At 52.5% G+C, this 18,920-nt stretch carries 12 protein-coding genes; 7 read left to right on the forward strand and 5 right to left on the reverse strand.

The genetic code is table 11. The features are described from left to right. Nucleotides 1–22: 22 nt before the first annotated feature. The 3 genes from tnpA to AArcSt2_RS11155 all read left to right on the forward strand — a co-directional run bounded on the left by tnpA (nt 23) and on the right by AArcSt2_RS11155 (nt 1,810). Nucleotides 23–466, forward strand: a complete 444-nt coding sequence (gene tnpA, locus AArcSt2_RS11145) for an IS200/IS605 family transposase (protein WP_250584662.1) — start codon at nt 23–25, stop codon at nt 464–466. A gap of 163 nt (nt 467–629) precedes the next feature. Then, complete coding sequence (locus AArcSt2_RS11150) at nt 630–1,286, forward strand: helix-turn-helix domain-containing protein (protein ID WP_250584664.1); 657 nt, start codon at nt 630–632, stop codon at nt 1,284–1,286. A gap of 110 nt (nt 1,287–1,396) precedes the next feature. After that, entirely contained in the window at nt 1,397–1,810 is a 414-nt protein-coding gene (locus AArcSt2_RS11155) for a DUF7344 domain-containing protein (RefSeq protein WP_250584666.1), read from the forward strand. 130 nt (nt 1,811–1,940) lie between these two features. On the opposite strand, the gene AArcSt2_RS11160 is transcribed toward AArcSt2_RS11155, so the two are convergent. Next, nucleotides 1,941–3,551, reverse strand: coding sequence for a bacterio-opsin activator domain-containing protein (locus AArcSt2_RS11160; protein ID WP_250584668.1), 1,611 nt, complete (start codon nt 3,549–3,551; stop codon nt 1,941–1,943). A 140-nt stretch (nt 3,552–3,691) separates the two neighbouring features. Next, the gene (locus tag AArcSt2_RS11165) at nt 3,692–5,428 is read right to left on the reverse strand and encodes a histidine kinase N-terminal 7TM domain-containing protein (RefSeq protein ID WP_250584670.1); all 1,737 of its coding nucleotides are present in this window, start codon (nt 5,426–5,428) and stop codon (nt 3,692–3,694) included. 19 nt (nt 5,429–5,447) lie between these two features. Here AArcSt2_RS11165 and AArcSt2_RS11170 point away from each other — a divergent pair, with 19 nt between their 5' ends. The 3 genes from AArcSt2_RS11170 to AArcSt2_RS11180 all read left to right on the forward strand — a co-directional run bounded on the left by AArcSt2_RS11170 (nt 5,448) and on the right by AArcSt2_RS11180 (nt 14,268). Next, nucleotides 5,448–5,588 (forward strand): hypothetical protein, encoded by a 141-nt coding sequence (locus AArcSt2_RS11170; RefSeq protein WP_250584680.1) that lies wholly within the window; start codon nt 5,448–5,450, stop codon nt 5,586–5,588. A gap of 108 nt (nt 5,589–5,696) precedes the next feature. After that, nucleotides 5,697–12,731 (forward strand): carboxypeptidase regulatory-like domain-containing protein, encoded by a 7,035-nt coding sequence (locus tag AArcSt2_RS11175; protein ID WP_250584682.1) that lies wholly within the window; start codon nt 5,697–5,699, stop codon nt 12,729–12,731. Between the two features lie 391 nt (nt 12,732–13,122). Next, the gene (locus tag AArcSt2_RS11180) at nt 13,123–14,268 is read left to right on the forward strand and encodes a Fic family protein (protein ID WP_250584684.1); all 1,146 of its coding nucleotides are present in this window, start codon (nt 13,123–13,125) and stop codon (nt 14,266–14,268) included. A 117-nt stretch (nt 14,269–14,385) separates the two neighbouring features. Here the strand turns inward: AArcSt2_RS11180 and AArcSt2_RS11185 are convergent, their stop codons facing one another. Beyond that, nucleotides 14,386–14,724, reverse strand: coding sequence for a toxin-antitoxin system TumE family protein (locus AArcSt2_RS11185; RefSeq protein ID WP_425493663.1), 339 nt, complete (start codon nt 14,722–14,724; stop codon nt 14,386–14,388). 89 nt (nt 14,725–14,813) lie between these two features. Continuing rightward, entirely contained in the window at nt 14,814–15,329 is a 516-nt protein-coding gene (locus tag AArcSt2_RS11190; protein WP_250584688.1) for a DUF7342 family protein, read from the reverse strand. A gap of 505 nt (nt 15,330–15,834) precedes the next feature. Between AArcSt2_RS11190 and AArcSt2_RS11195 the strand changes: the two genes are divergently transcribed. Beyond that, complete coding sequence (locus AArcSt2_RS11195) at nt 15,835–16,908, forward strand: AI-2E family transporter (protein WP_250584690.1); 1,074 nt, start codon at nt 15,835–15,837, stop codon at nt 16,906–16,908. Between the two features lie 231 nt (nt 16,909–17,139). On the opposite strand, the gene AArcSt2_RS11200 is transcribed toward AArcSt2_RS11195, so the two are convergent. Next, nucleotides 17,140–18,738: a PAS domain S-box protein gene (locus tag AArcSt2_RS11200; protein ID WP_250584692.1), complete on the reverse strand. Its 1,599-nt coding sequence runs from the start codon at nt 18,736–18,738 to the stop codon at nt 17,140–17,142. Nucleotides 18,739–18,920 lie beyond the last annotated feature (182 nt).

Consider the following 18,920-nt stretch of genomic DNA (forward strand, 5'->3'; position numbering starts at 1 on the left):
TGTGTTGGTGGAGTGGTTCGATATGGGCGAGAAGCGGTCGAATCACACGGTGTACAACGTCAACTACCACTTCGTGTGGTGTCGTCAATCGGAGATTGACTGCTTGCAAATCTCCGGTTTGCAATGTCCGAAATATCGCCACTCGATTCTCGAACCCATCGAGGATTCGCTGGAAGCGAGTTTTCGCAACGTGTGCGACGAGTACGATTACGAGATACTGTCGTTCCACATCTCACCCGGCCACGTACACCTGTTCTTGTCAGCCCATCCGAAGCACGCCCCGAGCGAGATTGTACGAACTGTCAAGAGCATCACGGCGCGGGAGATGTGGGAACAGCACGAGTCTTTCTTGGAGGAGTATCTGTGGGGTGGTGGATTCTGGGAACAGTCGTACTACATCGGAACGGCAGGAACAGTCTCAACAGAAACGATTGAGCGGTACATCGAGCGGACAGAACACGTCTAAGTGTCGGCTTCACCTCGGGGTCAAGCCCCGAGGCACTCGCCTTGTTTTCTCTGTAGAATAGCGCATCCCCCGAACAGGGAGAGCTGGTTGAATAATGACTAGGCATGGTGTACCATGTCATTTCCTTTTGTACGGCCCAGAACAAGTATTCTTACATGAGAGTATGAGTGTGATCACGAAGATACGAATTCCACCCGACGACTTCGAACTCGGGCAGATACTCCAGCTTGATGAAGCATCGGCTATCGAACTCGAAACGCTCGTGCCCACTGGGGACGTTACGGTGCCTCTCTTCTGGGCCTACGAACCGGCCGAAAACGGGTTTCTCGATGCCGTCGAACGCTATCCGACAGTCAATAGCGTCACAGAGGTGGACGTGTTCGACGACAGGGTCCTATTCAGACTCGACTGGGATGCGAGCCAGGATCATCTCTTTCGGTGCATTCTGGATCACGAGGGGCAAATATTGAGTGCAACAGGAACCGCTGAAGGGTGGGATTTCGAGATTCGGTTCCCTCACCGCGAGGCATTGAGTCAGTGTTGGACGTGTTGCGAGGACGCGCACATATCGCTGAAAATTATCAGTGTATACAATCCCACGGATCCGGGGGTTGGTCCGTGGTACGGCTTGAGCGAGCCACAACGAGAAGCGCTCATGCTTGCCGTTCGAATGGGATACTACGACATCCCACGAGGCTGTACAACCGAAGAACTCGCGGACAAACTCGGGATTTCTGATCAAGCAGTGACGGAACGGCTACGTCGTGCCATCGGTACGTTCACACGGCATGCACTCTTCACCCCCGAACCTGAGGCTTGACATCCACCCACGAGTGAAGTCGTGGGCTTTCTCCTTGACTTTCTGTAAGTCGATCGGCTGGCACCCATTGTGCATCATGGGATAGAAGCAAACAGCTGGGACTCCGGTATATGAGTATGGATGAGAATGGAGAGCGAGGAGTATCTGATCTACAGGGGATCGACGATTTACCCAGTCCTGCGGAACAAGAGCGACCGATTTCCCCCGATGGGATTCTGTCAGCAGTAGGGAACGAATACCGACGCGCCATTCTTAACTCTCTGAATAGTGCTTCCGATGGGATACTGGAATACGAAACACTCGTAGAGCACGTTGCGGATAAGGTTCGAGACGACGACTCAGATCAAGAAACTGAGGAACACCGACAACGAATCCGAATCGCACTTCACCATACCCATCTCCCAAAACTGGAGGAGGTCCGGATAATCGACTACGAGGGTGGAACGGGCCACGTTCAGTTTGTTGGTGGTGAGCTGGAACAAGATCTCCTAACACTGGTCGAGTCGTACGACGCCTACGAGTGACAGAATATCGGACTGGCTTCCCCTCGCTCGACCGAATTCACCGGCCATTCAAAGGCGACTTCAATGGCAGATTCTCCACGTCACTGTGTGTGCGGGGTTGTTGACATAACGTTGTTCGGCACATTGCGACTCACTGCTTATGGATATTGGATCGGAACAACTTCCGCTGTGCGGCTCGGAGGTGTTGGGTGAATGTCGCCCGTGAGATATCAAGCGCATCGGCAAGTTCCCCGGTATTATTTTGGCGTGGTCGCTCAAAGTAGCCTGCCTCGACAGCGAGTTCGAGGACCTGCTGCTGCCGATCGGTCAACTCGGTGGTTGTGTTTGATTTCGTTGAGCGATGCGTTTTAGACGCGGTCCAAAGTGTGGTGACTGCGTCTTTGCCACAGCATTCAGAGAGCACATCAACACATGCGTTTACGGTGGTTTCTCCACTAAGAACGACAGAGAGACGTGCATATTCGCTGTTGACAACGGTTTGTGAGAGTGAGACGCCAGTGTCGACGAGTCGTGTTTCGGGGACCGGTGACTCGGTGATAACTCCACACAGGATGCGGTTATCTTCATCAGTTCGATACAGATCGATCGAGACGATCGAATCAGTGGCATCAGCCGCCTCTGAGAGGTCATCGTCGGTCGGTCCGTCGATCGTTGTTACGTAGAGTACCTCCCGATCATTCCGTGGAATGACACTGGTTACACGTAGTGTCGTCCCCGCAGGCAGATGTGATGCGAAGGTAACTAACGGGTGACAGTCGCCAGTGAGCGTAAATTCAACGCTTGTGGAGGCCGATGACAGCAGAGTTTGCTTCCAGGTGTTCGTCTGGAAGGCATAAGCGATCGTGTCGGCGTATGCCGAAAGCAATTGCAATTCGCGATCGTTGATTTGGGCTGCGTCACTATACACAGTGAGCACACCGAACTGGAGCGTCTCGTGGCTAATCGGTACCGCCGCAACTGACCGAAATCCATGGCTGATCGCACGCTTTTTCCATGCATCATCATCCGGTTTGTCTGTGTCGGGAAGCGTTTTGACAACAGACTTGGTGTCAGCGAGAGCAACAAGAGTTGGCTCGGTGCTATCGGTCGGTCTCGTGCCGGGTGTGATCGTGGCTTCGAGGTAGTCAGTGTCGCCAATTGTTGAGAGAGGGATAACCCCACGATCGGCATCGAGGGTTGCGATCCACGCACAGGCATAGCCTGCAGTGACCAGTTGCTCACAGATATTCTCACCAAGCTCCGATCGCGTGGCCGAACTGGTCACCGTTTCGAGGAGTCGCTCCTTGCTCTGGCGTTCACGAGTTAGTGCTCGACGGGTTCGATCGGCCGCTACCGCCGAGATGATACGTTCTGCGAGTTTTGATGGTTGTTGGCTGAGGTGCAACTTCCGGATGTAGTCGGTGACCTGCTCACCGATCGCCTCACTGGCAACTGTTTCATCACCCTCGCCAGTCACGAGAATAAATGGGAGCTCAACGTTATCGGTGCGGACACGTCTCAAGAGGTCAAGGCCGGTCCCATCACCGAGTTGATAATCGCAGACAATACACTCCGGGGGCGTCTCACTAATTGCATTCATTGCGCTCTCGAAACTCGTCGCTGTTGAGATACGGAGTCGATCGCTTGCTCGTTCAAGCAGTCGCCGCTGTGTTCGGACCCACGTCTCCTCATCATCGACCAATAACACCGAAATCGATCGGTGGGATGCAGGAATGGATGGTAATTCTCTCGGCTTACTCACGGCCGTCCTACACTCCTTGAGCGGCAGAGACACAAATTACCTGCGCCGCTCCGAGCTAATATTATCATAAGTTATAGTATCGTGATTGCCTACTAAAATGTATGCCACTGTATGGTGGTATTGTCAGGATTTTTTGCGAATTACTCTACGTGTGGATCGATCTCAATTTCGAAACGTGCACCACCCGTCGTTCCCTCAGTAATCGACAGCGACCAGCCGTGGGCCTCGATAATAGTTCGGACGATCGCCAAGCCATAGCCGGACCCACTACCGGTTGAAACCCCAAATTCGAGCATATCCTCACGTCGATCGACTGGAATGCCTGGCCCATTGTCTTCAATATAAAATCCAGAACCGGTTGATAATTGACCGATTCGAACCGTTGTTGCGCTTGGCTGTCTATTATTGTTGTCAGATTCTGTCCGATTGTTCGTTGTACCGTGTTCAGCAACATTCGTAAACAAGTTCTCAAAGGCTTGCTGGAGTCGGCTGGCATCTGCCCACAGCTGAGCTGTCGAGTCAATTGAGAGGGTAAGATCATCGGTATCGACTACTTCCCACGCGTTGCGTGCAATGCATTCGAGATCGCAGTTGGTTGGTGTTTCGACATCAGTGCTTTCACGGGCTAGCGTGGGCAATCCCTCGGCAAACACTCGGAGTCGACGGTGTACTGTTTCAAGATCGTCGATCGACTGTTTGACCTCCGCCTGAGGGGAGTCGAGATCGGATTTGATGAGGTGCAACAGACTCTCACCGGTTGCTAACGGCGTTGATAAGTCATGTGAAATCACGCTGGCCAAGCGTTCGAGCTGTTCGTTTTTTGCGTTAACACTCTCCTGTTGTCGTTTTTGAAGCGTGATATCGGTCAAGGAGACAATACTTCCATGTTGGGTCTTGCGGTTCGGATAGACTCGACGAACACGGGCAATGTACTGCCGAGACGTTCCATTAATTGTGATGACACACTCCATCGCCGTCTCAAGTTTTGGATGGAGGCCACCAGCAGAAAGTAGCGTCTGAGGGAGGACATCGGTAATATCACTGCCTTCGAGAGATCTGGTGGGGAAATCAGCGTCGAACAGCGTATGAGCGGCGCGGTTGGCATCGAGTATCCGGTTCGAGCTACTGATAACAAAGACCGGATCTTCAAGGGTATGAAACACGCGTTCGTGGGCGATCGGAACAAATCCAGTCAGTTCGCTCCGTTGGACGAGTATCGCCAACGGGATGCCCGTGAGGACAAAAACAACAGGCGTGAGATCTGCTGTCGGAATCGGTTGCATACCGAGATGAAACACGGCGTTGGCGACCCACGGCGCACTCAAACAGGCCAAAAGCACTAGTGATTGTCGACGATAGAGTTGGTTTTTTGTGAATATTTCGGCGACGATCAGAGCGGAACCAATCAGCAACAATCCATACGCGTAAATAATATTGATTCGGTGGCCGACTGCGGGTGGCGTGTCGAGCAGGACGACGCCGTTGATTGTCGTGACCAGCGTATCAGCGTAGAATAACGAGTGAAAGGGCGCAGTCCAGACGAGTGCGAGAACGACAGCGGGAACGACTGATAGCAGGACGATCCGCTGTCGCGAGAGCCAGGCCTCACGATCAGTGTATTGTATTGCGAAGACAACCCAGACTATGGGCGCAGACACAACTGACAGATATGACAGTTGGATAAAAAATAGAAGCCATTGCTCGGTTGAAGCGATTAAATAACCAACATATGTTGCCGCCCAAAAGCCGATCACAAGCAGAAATAGCCCAAAGGTGAACGAAGGTTGTCGTCGGTCGTATTTGACCAACAGTGCGATCGCTAGCAAACTACCGATGAGAGCTGACCCGGCGTATGCAATCATCCCAGCAACATACATGAGTCTATGACTATCTTCTATGTCAACCAGTACGATTCTATCGGTTCGCCTCACGTCAGTTCGAAAACGCATCGATCAACCAGATGATGGCGATCGGCCTGCACAGTATCTTCCATCATACCACGATGCGCTGGTATCCGACTTATCAGGGCTCTATTAGTATTATCTGATATCTAATGCAATATTTTCCTCATCCAAAATCCGTTCAATGTCGATCGTCGCTGTTTTTTCCAAATCGGGATAGGGCTGCTCACCGCCGAGGGGCCTCATGGTGACTACTCGTGCATTCTTAACGGCGTCATCGGGTATCGACCTCAGAGGTTCGACGAGGGGGTTTTGGTTTGCAGCAATCATTTTTGTCGTCGTGATGAGTGGTGGGGTTGTCGGGATGGCGGCAGCCGACTTTGACGCGAGTGAATCAAGCGTCTCGGCGACGTCACCTCACGTCGCAAACGGTTCCGATGCCTCCACTGTAACGGTCTTGGTCAACGATACTGCGGGCACTCCGATTACGGGGCTAACCGCAAGTAACGTCAGCATCTCACTAACCGGCGATGCAGTAGTTGACGATGGATTCGAGGAAACATCGGAAGCTGGCGTTTACGAATTTACCGTCACGAACACCGAAGTCGAAACAGTCACAACCACCGTCACTGTCGACGATTCAGAGCTTGGTGACCAACCTGAAACCGCCTTCGAGCCACAGACAGCGACAATCCGTGGTCAAGTCGAGGATACGACGTTCGAAACGGGTATTCCAAACATCGAGATTACCGCCGAAAACGGCGCTGGGACGTACACGGCTCAAACGAACGACGACGGCCACTACACCGTCGTCGTGCCCGGAAACGACGATTCATACACGGTGAGTGCCGATCCAGACGGCTGGGACGGAACCTCGACGACGACAGCATCAGTCGGTGACGGCGAGGACGTGACCGGCGTCGACCTCGAGCTTACGGGCGATGCGGACGTAGGGATAACTTGGAGAGATAACCGTACGGATGAGCGACTCGAGGGAGTCGCAGCGATAGTCGAGAGCGACAGCCTGGGGAGTGCGGAGTTTACGGGCGATGATTCCGGCTCGATGGATTTCACTGTTCCCAGTGGGCCCATCTACCCGCTGACCGCTTCGAAAGACGGATACAGGGATCGCACAATCTCCATGACTCCGGGCCCCGTTCTAAGATACGTGATAGGCGGCAACGCCGAACTCACCGGCTCGGTTACCGATTCCGAGAGCGGCGGCGGCGGAGTCGAGGGCGTGACCGTCACCGCCGAAAACGGTGCGGGAACCTACAGTGCAACGACCGATTCAGATGGCACCTACGAGATCGATGTGATCCCCGGAGATTCGACCTACGACGTGACGTTCGAAGCAGATGGGTACGAGTCACGTACCTTCACGGACGAGCCAATCGAAGACGAAACACCCCGCGAACTCGACGCCGAACTGACGGGGACCGCCACGATCAGCGGCACGGTCGAAGACGAGCTGTTCGAGACGGCTCCTCCCGGTGCAACGGTTACGATCTCGGGCGAACAGGAGTACGTCGTGGAAACGGACGACCAGGGAGCGTACACGGCTACCGTCGCCGGAGCCGGCCAGCAGTACGTCGTCACTGCGGACGCTGCGGGCTGGAGTGAAGAGAGTCGAAGCGTCCAACTCGATGACGGCGATACCGAATTTGAGTTCGACTTCGACATTGCGGGCAACGCGGCGGATTCGGTCACGGTGAAAGACGCCCTGGCTGGGAGCACACTCGAGGGTACAACGATCGTCGTCCAGAACGAGACGCTCGGGGAAATCGACCCCTTCGAGACGGATAGCGACGGGATGGCAGAGCTAACGCCGCTTCCCGGCGGGTTCACCTACACCTACACGGTCGACGCCGACGGCTACGAGACGGCCGAAGAGACGACCGAAATCGGTGACGGAGAGACCATCGATCGAGAACTCGAACTTACCGGCGCTGGTTCGATCAACGGTTCGATCACCGATGACGTAACCTCAGAGCCGATCTCAGGTGCGACAGTGACCGTTGAGTATCCCGACGGCAGCTCGATCGTTGTCGACGAGACGACGGATGAAGACGGCGCGTACACCTTCACGGGCGTGCCGACCATGGGATCGGAGTACAGAGTGTCTGCCGAGGTAGCGGGCTACGAAGACACCACTGACACCGTCTTGGTTAATGGAGATGAAGCACTCGACTTCTCGGTAGTTGGTGACGGGGCACTTGAGGTCACCACAGAAGACGCACTCTTCGGTGACGAACTCACAGATGCGTCGATCGAACTCCGTCCAATCGACCGTGGAGGCATCTACGAAGGAAGCCATCAGGGAGATGGAACCTACCTTGTTGAGAACGTCCCCAGCGAGGTCGAGTACGAACTGTTAGTCACCACCCCTGGTTACCTAAAGAACGAGACCATCCTGAGTCTCGACGAGAGCGGAACAACAGCCCTCGGCGAACCACGACTACTCGAGGGAGATGCAATACTCGACGTAAGCGTCACTGACGCTGCCATTGGGATTTCGATCGAAAACACGTCGGTGACGGTCAAACGTGAAAGTGACGGTACAACGGTCGATCTTAGTGAAACAACCGATGACTCCGGCTCACTTGAGACCGCCGTTCCGGGAACGAACGAGGAGTACGTTCTCGAGGCCAGTGCGAATGGCTACGATTCCGGAAGCGTACACACCGGCACGATCGAGACTGGTGTAACCGAAACGGTCGGTGTCTCGCTTGAGGGAGACTCGACCATTGAGGGGACAATAACTGATCGGATCACTGGCGAACCGATCGACAACGCGAACGTCGAGGTCGTGTATCCGACGTTCACGCTTGAGACGACAACGGACGCTGGGGCCTACGAATTCACGGCGGTGCCCGGTGACCGCGAGTACGAAGTGACGATCGATGCTGCCGGCTATCGTTCGAACACTACGACTCTATTGGTTAGGGGAACGACGGTTGTTGACGATACGCTCTTGATCAATCGCGAAGGCAGTGGAACGGCCGGAGATCCGTATTTGATCACGGACACCCGTGAACTCCAGGCGATGAACGCGGAGCTCGACGCTCACTACGTGCTTGAGGCTGATCTCGATGCGAGTGTCGCCGACTCGTGGAATGATGGGCACGGATTCGAGCCGATTGGTGATGGTAACGACGAGTTTACAGGGATGTTCAACGGAAACAGCCACACAATTTCTAACCTCAGTATCGAACGGGACGAGAGTGAAGTCGGTTTGTTCGGTGCGACTGACGACGGGGCACTTCTCACCAACGTGGAGTTGGTTGACCTAACGGTTATGAGTGCATCTTCGGGTAACAACGCCCGAGTGGGCGGTCTTGTCGGCTGGGATAAGGGCGGAAAAATCAAGAACTCCTCTGTCACTGGCCACGTCACTAATGATGGAACTGGGAGCAACCCGCGGGTGGGTGGACTCGCCGGACAAAGTAGCGGAAATATTTCTGATTCTCACACGGCTGGCACCGTCACTGGTGGCGGTAGGGCAGGTGGTCTCGTTGGTGATAACCGTGGAGATATTTCCGATTCCTATAGTAGCACTGATGTCACCGGATCTGGAAATCTCGTAGGTGGCCTTATCGGGGCTAACGGCTTCGGAGCAGATATCTATGGGTCGTATACCACCGGGACTGTTGATGGCCATGACAACGTGGGTGGCCTTGTCGGTTCGATTGAAAGCGGTGACATCACCGAGTCGTATGCTACTGGTGCGGTCGACGGCAACGACAACGTAGGTGGCCTCGTTGGATTTAGTGAGGTTACTATCTCGAGATCGTACGCCACTGGTTCGGTCGACGGCAACAACCGCGTGGGTGGCCTCGTCGGCGAGAATGGAGGGACTGTTGAGAACAGCTATTGGGACATCGAAACGACGACTCAGGATGGCTCTGCTGGCGGAGTAGGTCTTACTACGATCGAAATGAAAAGTGCACATAACAAGCTCGACGGATTCGACTTCGAGAATACCTGGGATGTGGTCTCCGATCAAGACGTCTCCTACCCGTATCTGCAAGCGAATCCGCAAGACCCCGAGCCAGGGCGTGAGATGATCGAAGACATCACGATCTCACTCGAAGACGATGAGATTGAGCAGTCCCAAACAACCGCAGCTACAGTACACGCAACACTTTCGCAGTCGGGCAAGAATGAGGTGACAAGCGTATCGAGTTTTACATCATCTAACCCGTCCAATGCGACAGTCGATGACGATGGCATTGTCACTGGGACTGGCGTCGGTACCGTCACAATCACCGGATCCTATGGCGGTCAAGAAGTGAGCGAAACACTAACAGTTACACCAGGACCGTCTGATTCGGTTGAAATCGATACAGAACCACTGGAATCTGCTGCCGGTAAAGCAATCGAAGGACCACCAGCCGTGGTTGTATCTGATGAATTTGGTAATCCGACACCGAGAACCAATGTTTCGGTTCGCGTGGTGAATGCTGCTGGAGCGATCGTACGTGGCGAACTGGAGGTTGAAACGAATGAATCAGGTATCGCTACGTTTGATGACCTCGTTATCGAGACTGCTTCAGACTACACACTCGAATTTACCATTGATGATTCCGACGAGGATGTAAGCGAGTCAGACAACGCAATCAGTGAGTCGTTTATTATCGAGGCAACGGATCCAGAGGAGATTACGATTGGTACCCAGCCAGACATAGCTCAGACTGCTGGAGACCGGATCACTGGGCCACCAACCGTCACCGTTACCGATGCATTCGGAAATCCAACACCGGAGACCACCGTTTCAGTCACCACAGTGGATACTGGTGGAGCAATCGTGAGCGGAACCACGGTTGAAACGAACAGCACGGGAGTTGCCACGTTCAACGACCTCGTCATTGAGACCGCTGATGACTACCAGCTTGAATTTTCGATCGAAGGTGTAAGTGAATCTGACACCGTAACCAGCGACACCTTCACCGTCGAACCCGCAGATGCCAGTGTAGTCACTACCAAGACACAGCCGATCGATACCACTGCTGGCGAATCAATTTCTGGTGTACCGACAGTCAGTGTCACTGACACATTCGGAAATCCGACCTCCGAAGTCACTGTTTCAGTCGCTACGGTGGGCGATGGTGGAGAAATTGTAAACGCTAACACGGCCGAAACAAGCAGCACAGGAATTGCCACGTTTGATAGTCTCATCATTGAGGTCGCCGGCGACTACGAACTCGAATTCTCGATCGACAATACAGACTCTGGCGTGGGTGAAACAGATACTGCAACGACAGCAGAATTCACTGTCAGACCTGCAGAGACCAACTCAATTGGAATTGAGACACAGCCAACGACATCGACCGCTGGGGACATTATCGCCGACTCACCGAGCGTCAACGCGACAGACGAGTTTGGAAATCCAACTGCAGGAACCAACGTTTCGGTTAACACAGTCGACAATGACGATGCGATCGTACGCGGTGAGACAACAGTCAAAACGAACACTACGGGAATCGCAACATTTGACGATCTCGTTATTGAGACAGCCGCCGATTACCAACTGGAATTCTCGATCAACAATGCCGAGGATGGGATCGCACAATCTAACACCACGACTAGCACCACATTCACTGTCGAGCCAGCAGATTCCAACGCAATCGTGATTGACACCCCACCAGACACAATTCAGACTGCTGGAGAGGCGATCACTGGTCCGCCGACCATTCTGGCCACAGATCCGTTCAACAATCCAGTTTCAGACGTTACTGTCTCAGTTACCGTCGTCGACGACGGCGGATCGACCGTGAACGATGAGACCGAGCTCAAAACCAACAGTGAAGGAATCGCTATGTTCGATGATCTCATTGTGGAAACTGCCGCTGAGTACCAACTGGAATTCTCGATCGACAATACAGACTCTGGTGTGAGTGAACCAGCTACTGCAACGACGGCAGAATTCACTGTCAAACCTGCAGACGCTAACTCGATCGAAATCAAAACACAACCAGCTGAATCAACTGCTGGAGAACCAATCTCTGGACCACCAACAGTGAAAGTCTTTGATGCGTTTGACAATCCAGTTGCCAGTGAGCATATCACGGTGACAATCAACAATTCAGCAACACTTGATGGCACTCTCGAACAAGAGACAAACAGCACTGGTGTTGTTGTGTTCGACAATCTGTCGAATGAAACTGCCAACTCATACGAACTAACATTTGGACTTACTGACGATAGTACGGTGAATGCCACAAGCGAAGCGTTTGAGATTATACCAACTGCACCGCAAACAAGTTCATCACGAAGTACTACCACTGTTGCACCGCCGTCGATCGACGTACAGATGACAGACGAATCGACGATTGACGTCACTGGGGGTCAAGCAGGTGATGTTATCGAGATTAGCGACGAGACAACTGAAACAACTGGAGCGCTCGGTGCACAAGACAACATTTCGGTTGATAGCCTGTCAATCGAACTTGCAAACACCCGTGACTTCTGGTTATCTATGGAAACGTTCGAAATCGGGGACTCCAGAGAGCGTCTGGAAGAGCGGACCGAAAACGGACAGTCAACCGTTGCAGCAACGTTCGAGACCGAAACCGGAACTGTTGCAGTTGGGTACGTCACGGTTACCCACAATCTCGAGTCTACAGATGTCGCGAATGTCACGTTTGAGTTTAGAATCAGTCAGAGCGATCTAGATAATCTCGGTCTTGAAACCGAAGATCTGCAATTACACCGCCAGTCCGATCGCTGGACGGCACTACCGACTGAATATATCGAATCGGATGGATCACACTACCGGTTCGAAGCGAGTTCACCAGGCTTTTCATCCTTTGCGATTGGAACTGGTGCACCACTTACGACTGTGACCGAAGCGACGATTGAAGAACCGAATCTTGTGGTAGGCGAAGTTGCCACAACAGTGGTAACCGTCGAGAACCGTGGTGAGTACGCCGCCAATAGCACGATCGAACTGCATGCTAATGGAGAAGTCGTGGATAGTGACCTCGTGACAACCCCCGCAGGCGAGACGGTCGAAATGACGCTCTCGTTTGAACCAACACTCGGAGACTATGAAATCTCTGTAGATGGCGTGCATGCTGGGCAGCTTATTGTCAGTGGCGACACCCAGGAACCGGATGAGGGGATCCAGCACAATACAACAACAGAAGAGCAACGTGGTGGAGAAGACGAGACCGATGACACCGTAGATCTCCATGGTCTGTTACTGATTGGTAGTATGGCCGTTATTCTCGGAGGCATTTGGCGATGTCGACGTTCGCTGTTCGACTCTTCGGAGTGAGGTCCTTCTTGATCGATCGTCGCTCAACACGAGCCACTTCCCACACTCTATTCCGAGGACACCACTTGTCCACACCCGTACACCCAATCGATACTGTTGAAATTCCAGGAAACAGACACTCGAAACACCAACAGCTCGAGGGGAAGCTCCGTGACATCCGCGTTGTTGTTCTGTGGAGTGCCGGTCGCGATCGCAAAAAAGATTCAGTGTCATTTTTCGACATATACGATTGATATATGTATTCACATACGTACTATACGTAGATTCTCTATCAGCGTTCCAAATATACTATTTGCGTTTGATCTTCCGTACGATCGGGCTTGCAGGCCTCCTACGTATACTGAGTATAAAAACAGCTATATCAGTAGAGGCATATAATAGTATTACTGAAATGCCCACAAAAGAGCTTCCTGATCGTGCGCCCGGAAAATACGTTCCCTACCACCCAAATCCATACTATTCGCCGGAACCACTCCCAGTGGAACCGAAGCTCGAAATATCCGAACAGACACACAATTTGGTAGCGGATGCTGCATATCAAATCGGTCGTGTCGATGGCATCAGTTCAACAGTCGGCTTCTCCGCGGTTCTATATACATCACTCATACGTATCGAGGCTGTCGAATCTGCACGTATCGAAGGTGCAGATGTTGCGTATCAAGATGTCGAAGCATATCACACAAGACAACCCGCAGGCGAGGCGGGCGCAACGATCGAAAAAGATCTGAAAGAGGCGCTCAACTACGAGAGTGCGCTCACGTATGGGCTCGATAGAATCGGGAGCGGGGCACCGATAACACTCTCACTAATCAAAACGCTCCACTCGATGCTGCTTGAGGATGTTCGAAACGAGGGTGATGTCATTGGGAATTTCCGTGATCATATGGTTCATCTCACGAGTGCACAGACAGGACAGCGTCCGTTCGTCCCACCGATTCCAGAGGCAATCACTGGACTCATGCAGTCACTGGAGTCATACATTCAGATGGGTGGACAGTACCATCCGCTCGTCGATGCCTCCATCATACACTACTTTTTCGAGACAGTTCATCCGTTCTCGGATGGAAATGGTCGCCTCGGTCGGCTGTTAATTATTCTGTATTTAACGAGCGAGGGCTACCTCGAAAGTCCATACATATATCCGAGTGCCTACTTCAATCGTCACAAAGTCGAGTACGTTGAGCGTATGCGTGCGGTGAGCGAGAAAGGGGCGTGGGACGAGTGGCTTACGTTCTTTCTTGAGGGGCTCAGAAGCCAAGCGAAGACCTCGTACAATCGGACGCATCGGCTCCGTGATCTCCAGGAGCGCTACGAAAAAGCGTACCCTGGAAGTACGAATACGGAGATGTTTGCTCGGCAGTTACTCAAGTATCCATACTTTAGACCACTCGACCTCGTAGAGTATCTCGACGTTTCACGCCGAACAGCCTACAAGATTGTCGACGACCTTGAATCGGATGGCCTCATCGAAGAAGTAACTGGCAAAGAACGCGGGAAAGAGTACAAAGCAGTCGAGGTATTCGATATCCTCCAGTGACACGATTGCAAGGCAGCATTCACACAGATTGACCTCCTCACGCGCCTAAAGACGCTGGTATGCGCTCGCACTGTGTGTCAATTTCGGTGGAATATCAAAGTTACATCCACGCTCTAGTTAGTCCCACAGCCCCTCGATACGCTTTCTAACGTATTCAAGGATGATCTGACAGACATCTCGATGATCGATCGGCCACTGGGCATCTTCTGCATCGATCCGACTGGCCGTTGGCGGCGGATGAAAGTGCCCTCGTGAGTTGTGTGTATTCGGATGCCGATCCCACCGACACTTCCACACACCATCCTGATGGATCTCTTGGTAGTGGAAATTGAAGTCTTCGTTTTGGTACCAGCGGATCTCAAAGCGAGCAGATACGCCTACTGGATAGTATTTATCAGCCATCTCAACCCGAAGGTGCAGTTTTTCTTTCTCAACGATCGCAGCAGCGTCGACCATTCGACTCCCTGCGAACCGCGAGCGCATGTGCTCCAATACTGGCCGATCGATCGGCCCCGGACTTGCTCCATCGCCCATTGGCACCATCGTTAGGTGTGAGATGGTGCTGTGGAACTAGCAGACGCTCTCCGAGCACGCTCGTGGAGGTGGCGTTCTTCGATCGCAGTAGCCCAATCGCCAAGAGCGACGTATACGTCGTCGATCTGCGCTGGGTCGAACGCAAGCGCGTCGACTTCAGCAGGCGAGTCAACACTGTATTCATCACGGTACGCCTCAATCTGGTTGGTTAGCTCTGAGACGCGAGCTTGCAACTCCTCAATCGTATTGTTTACTCGTAGTTCGTTCACCCGTCGCCATTCAAAATAGTCGTCGTTGCGCTCGTATCTGGCTGGCCGCCCCTCGTGGTATATAACAATGCCAAGATCATTATAAAAGGATAGATGTGTCCGCGCAGATTCCGTTGAACAGTCTGCCCGCTCAGCAATTTCTGCAGCTGTCATCGGTTCGCGGGCGTGAAGCACTGCCCCATACACCCGCTGTTTTGTGTCTGCAGATTTGAACGGGCGATCGAATGGGGGTGGACCGTTTCGGTGGTCGTCTGCCATATTGCTTCTAAGAGATAGAACCACATATTTCTTTCTCCAACAAAAATATATGGCCAAGTACGGCTTTCTTCACTCAAAGATTTTGTCGAATCACTGAAGTCACAGGTATTCTCCTTGACCACCGATAAATACTGCACTGGCCCTCAAGCAGTCGATTTCGCTTTTATTGACTTTGCCAATAGCAATAGGACTCGTCTCCTATTTTTTCGGCGACACCCTTGTATCCGGAGTTCTACACGGGTTTCTTATGGCAGCTGTTATCCTACTCTATTATTATTGGTCAAACATGCTTGGAAACCCCGAAGAAGCAGGATGGTTCAGTAAAGACAATAAGTAGTCCACACGACCATCTTTCCCTGCGTGCGCGATCTGTAATTACCCTGTACTGACCGCGACTGGGTCAAAACATATCACTTGCTGAGGATTTCAACAGAGCCGAACCGATCGATTGTATGGTGTTTGACTAATTCTACTTATGTTGGCTCGGACCGATTGTTTGAATCTCATGAGGTGGAGCGTTTCATCGAACGATGGAGGGCTGCCCAAGACGATCGGCTGGTGGCTTTTTGCGATCGCTCTGTTTCTCGTCCTCGTTGTGGCGTTACAAACCTACATTGGGTGGATTGTGTTTGGAGTCTTCCTATATCATGTCGCCCGTCCGGTTGCCAGACGTCTTCAACATCACGGCGTTTCACCGGGACTCTCTGCGCTCCTTTCATTTGGGCTCATTATGCTACCGTTCATGGCAGTTCTGGGGGTGTTCATTGTGTTGCTGCTCGCAGAGCTTGCAGCGATCGAGGCGACGGACGTGGAAGCACTGTTGGAAAGGCTGTTTCCACGGCTTGCAATAGAGACCCTCCCCACGAGTGAGGATGAACTATATGCGTTTGTTGAAGTCCTACGGAGCGATCCAACACTCGCCACATTGATTCCGTTGGTGAGCGGGTTCGTCGGGACGTTCACCGTACAAGCGTTCAACGTGTTGATCACATTCGTCTTCGCGTTTTTCCTCGTTCGAGATGAGCGAAGAATCGATTCTTGGTTCCGCTCCACCATCGTAGAACGCGAGTCAAACGTGTATGCGTATCTGAAAGCGGTTGATCGGGGGCTCGCCTCAGTCTACTTCGGATATACGCTCACCATTATCGTGATCAGTATTGTAGCCGTAATCATCTACAGTGTGTTGAATCTCCTTGCTCCACCAGGTCTCGCAATCCCTCATGCGATACTTCTCGGCTTTGCCACTGGACTAATTTCGGTGATTCCACTCATCGGTCGGAATCTGCTGTATGGGTCGATTTTTCTCTATCTCACTGTCGTAGCATATCAGACAAATTTGAGATATGTCTGGTTCCCGATCGTGTTCTACATTGTAATGGGGGGCATCTTCGACAACGTCATTCGAACGTATGTTCGGCCCTCCCTTTCTGGTCGTCTCTTTCACACGGGTTTCGTCATGTTCGCGTATCTCTTGGGACCGGCTATTTTCGGGTGGTATGGGATATTCCTCGGCCCGTTCATCATGGTGGTCACCATTCAATTTCTGCGAGTTCAGCTGCCGAAAATGCACCCCCACTAAAATGAACGGTCACAGTCCAGTACGAGACTGTAGGGATTTCCGAGACTGGCGACGGAAACAGCCGTCTCATCGATCTGAATATAGAGGCGGTATTTCTCACGGTGTGTTGATTTTCTCTGTATTGTGATCAGCAACACCGCACAAGACTCGCGCACTGTATTCAGCACGATATTCTGAATATCCCTCAGTCATGCTAGACCGCTCAGTGTTGACCAAAGCCAACTGATTGTATTATTTTTCGAACGTTTCAGAGAAGACCTTCTTTTCGGCGGCTCGCAAATGGTGGAGAAATGTCGACTGTGAGATGTCAAGCGTCTCAGCAATATCTGCGGCTTTTGATTGCTGTGGCCGATCGAAAAAACCCGAAACTGCGGCAGCGTGAAGCGCCTGTTTTTGTTTGATGGTCAATGATTCGAATGGCGACGGAGTGGTGTCCTCGACAGCGCGGACACTCCGTGTCCGGACGGTTGCCTCAGGCCAGTGTGTCCGAAGTGCCTCAATCACAGTCGAAATATCTGCCATCTTTGGAAACTGTGTCACAAGCTCCGTCGTACCGCCTGCAGCCGTCATGGAAGCGATCGACCCACCATAGTTGGTAATAATCGTCCCAAGAACGGGCTCTGGAACACGTATCCGAACAACTGCAGGCTGGCCATCGCGTACCGGCGTGATGTCTTCGACACCAAAGACGGTGCTCGCAGCATGCGTGAGTAATTTCACCGCCACATCATCGGTCCGTATCAAGTATGTCACCATCCCACCATCGGACTGTAACTCGTGACTCCGAAGCTGAGTCTCCTCAGGAAGCGATGGAGCGATCGACAGCGCTGCCAAAAAGTGGCTTTCATCAAGCTTCACGGACACTTCAGTCAATACGTCCGACCTGAGGGTATCACGTTGACGCTGCATGTTCCGTTTGAACCCAAGCGCTGCTGCGAACTCAGCGACGAGCGTCCGTGTGAGTGATGTCTCTGGCGTCTCACGGACGACAGTCAAAACGCCATCAAAGACGCCACTGTGTTCGAGTGGAACTGATCGAATACACGTCAGGCCACAGTCACGCAACCGATCGGCAAGCGCAGGATTGTCGACCGAATTGACAGTGACCACCCGAGGTTGACCTGTAGAAAGCACTGCACGTGTGCTCTCATCGACTGCAGTTTCGGCATCTTCCTCAGGTGAGTCACTCCGCCGGAAGGTGTCATCACCATAGTGTGCGTCGATCTGATGTGGTGGGTCGATCGCAGCTGTACCACGGTGCCGACGGACAACCCATGCCCCGCTATACCCATGTGTTTCAACTAACTGCTGGCAGACATTCTCGGCAAATGTTCCGTCCGTGGCGGTCTGTAACAGCAACTGTCGGATCGCCTCCTTGCCGTCACGCTCAGCTTCCAGTTGACGCTTTGCCTCCTCAAGCTGCTTTTCACGTTCTTTTCGGGCAGAGATATCTCGAGTATTGACAACGTAGTAGCCTTCGGGTGTGGGGGTTGACGATCCAATGCTTTCGATCCACTTGTAGCTGCCATCAGCGACCAAAAAGCGGTGTTCAACGATTTCAATCTGATGCTCAGTGGCGCTCGTCAGTGCGTTAAACGCCTCGAGAACCCGATCGTGATCGTCGGGATGAAAGTACTCTGTAACATGCGTTCCAACAAGTTCGTCCTGGTCATACCCATAGATATAGTCAATGGCGGGGCTGTCGTACCGAATAATTCCGTCTTCATCTAGCAGGGTAAGAAGATCGCTTGAGTGCAGCGGCATGGTCTCGAGCCCTGTGGCCGCTTCTAATTCGATCGACCCCACTGTTTCCGACCGATCTTCAGTCATTATCTGAGAGAGATGCCACCCACGTAATTACCCTTTTGTGTCTGTTGACAGGCTGTTTTCGTTATATATGCATATGCTGCTTAAGTACCATTCTGGAGTCATGCAGGATATACAGATTATTTGGGCTGCATAACGCGTGGTTGTCCGGGCAACCGGTGATGTGCAGAAATTGAACACAATAC

Source organism: Natronocalculus amylovorans, from assembly GCF_023638035.1.
In the GTDB taxonomy this organism is placed as follows: domain Archaea; phylum Halobacteriota; class Halobacteria; order Halobacteriales; family Haloferacaceae; genus Natronocalculus; species Natronocalculus amylovorans.

Bases quoted from the DNA above. Each gene is read 5' to 3' on its own strand.
- tnpA (WP_250584662.1), top strand. From the start codon at position 23: ATGGGCGAGAAGCGGTCGAATCACACGGTGTACAACGTCAACTACCAC.
- AArcSt2_RS11170 (WP_250584680.1), top strand. From the start codon at position 5,448: ATGTCAACCAGTACGATTCTATCGGTTCGCCTCACGTCAGTTCGAAAA.
- AArcSt2_RS11195 (WP_250584690.1), top strand. From the start codon at position 15,835: ATGAGGTGGAGCGTTTCATCGAACGATGGAGGGCTGCCCAAGACGATC.
- AArcSt2_RS11155 (WP_250584666.1), top strand. From the start codon at position 1,397: ATGAGTATGGATGAGAATGGAGAGCGAGGAGTATCTGATCTACAGGGG.
- AArcSt2_RS11175 (WP_250584682.1), top strand. From the start codon at position 5,697: ATGGTGACTACTCGTGCATTCTTAACGGCGTCATCGGGTATCGACCTC.
- AArcSt2_RS11165 (WP_250584670.1), bottom strand. From the start codon at position 5,428: ATGTATGTTGCTGGGATGATTGCATACGCCGGGTCAGCTCTCATCGGT.
- AArcSt2_RS11180 (WP_250584684.1), top strand. From the start codon at position 13,123: ATGCCCACAAAAGAGCTTCCTGATCGTGCGCCCGGAAAATACGTTCCC.
- AArcSt2_RS11185 (WP_425493663.1), bottom strand. From the start codon at position 14,724: ATGGTCGACGCTGCTGCGATCGTTGAGAAAGAAAAACTGCACCTTCGG.
- AArcSt2_RS11150 (WP_250584664.1), top strand. From the start codon at position 630: ATGAGTGTGATCACGAAGATACGAATTCCACCCGACGACTTCGAACTC.
- AArcSt2_RS11200 (WP_250584692.1), bottom strand. From the start codon at position 18,738: ATGACTGAAGATCGGTCGGAAACAGTGGGGTCGATCGAATTAGAAGCG.
- AArcSt2_RS11190 (WP_250584688.1), bottom strand. From the start codon at position 15,329: ATGGCAGACGACCACCGAAACGGTCCACCCCCATTCGATCGCCCGTTC.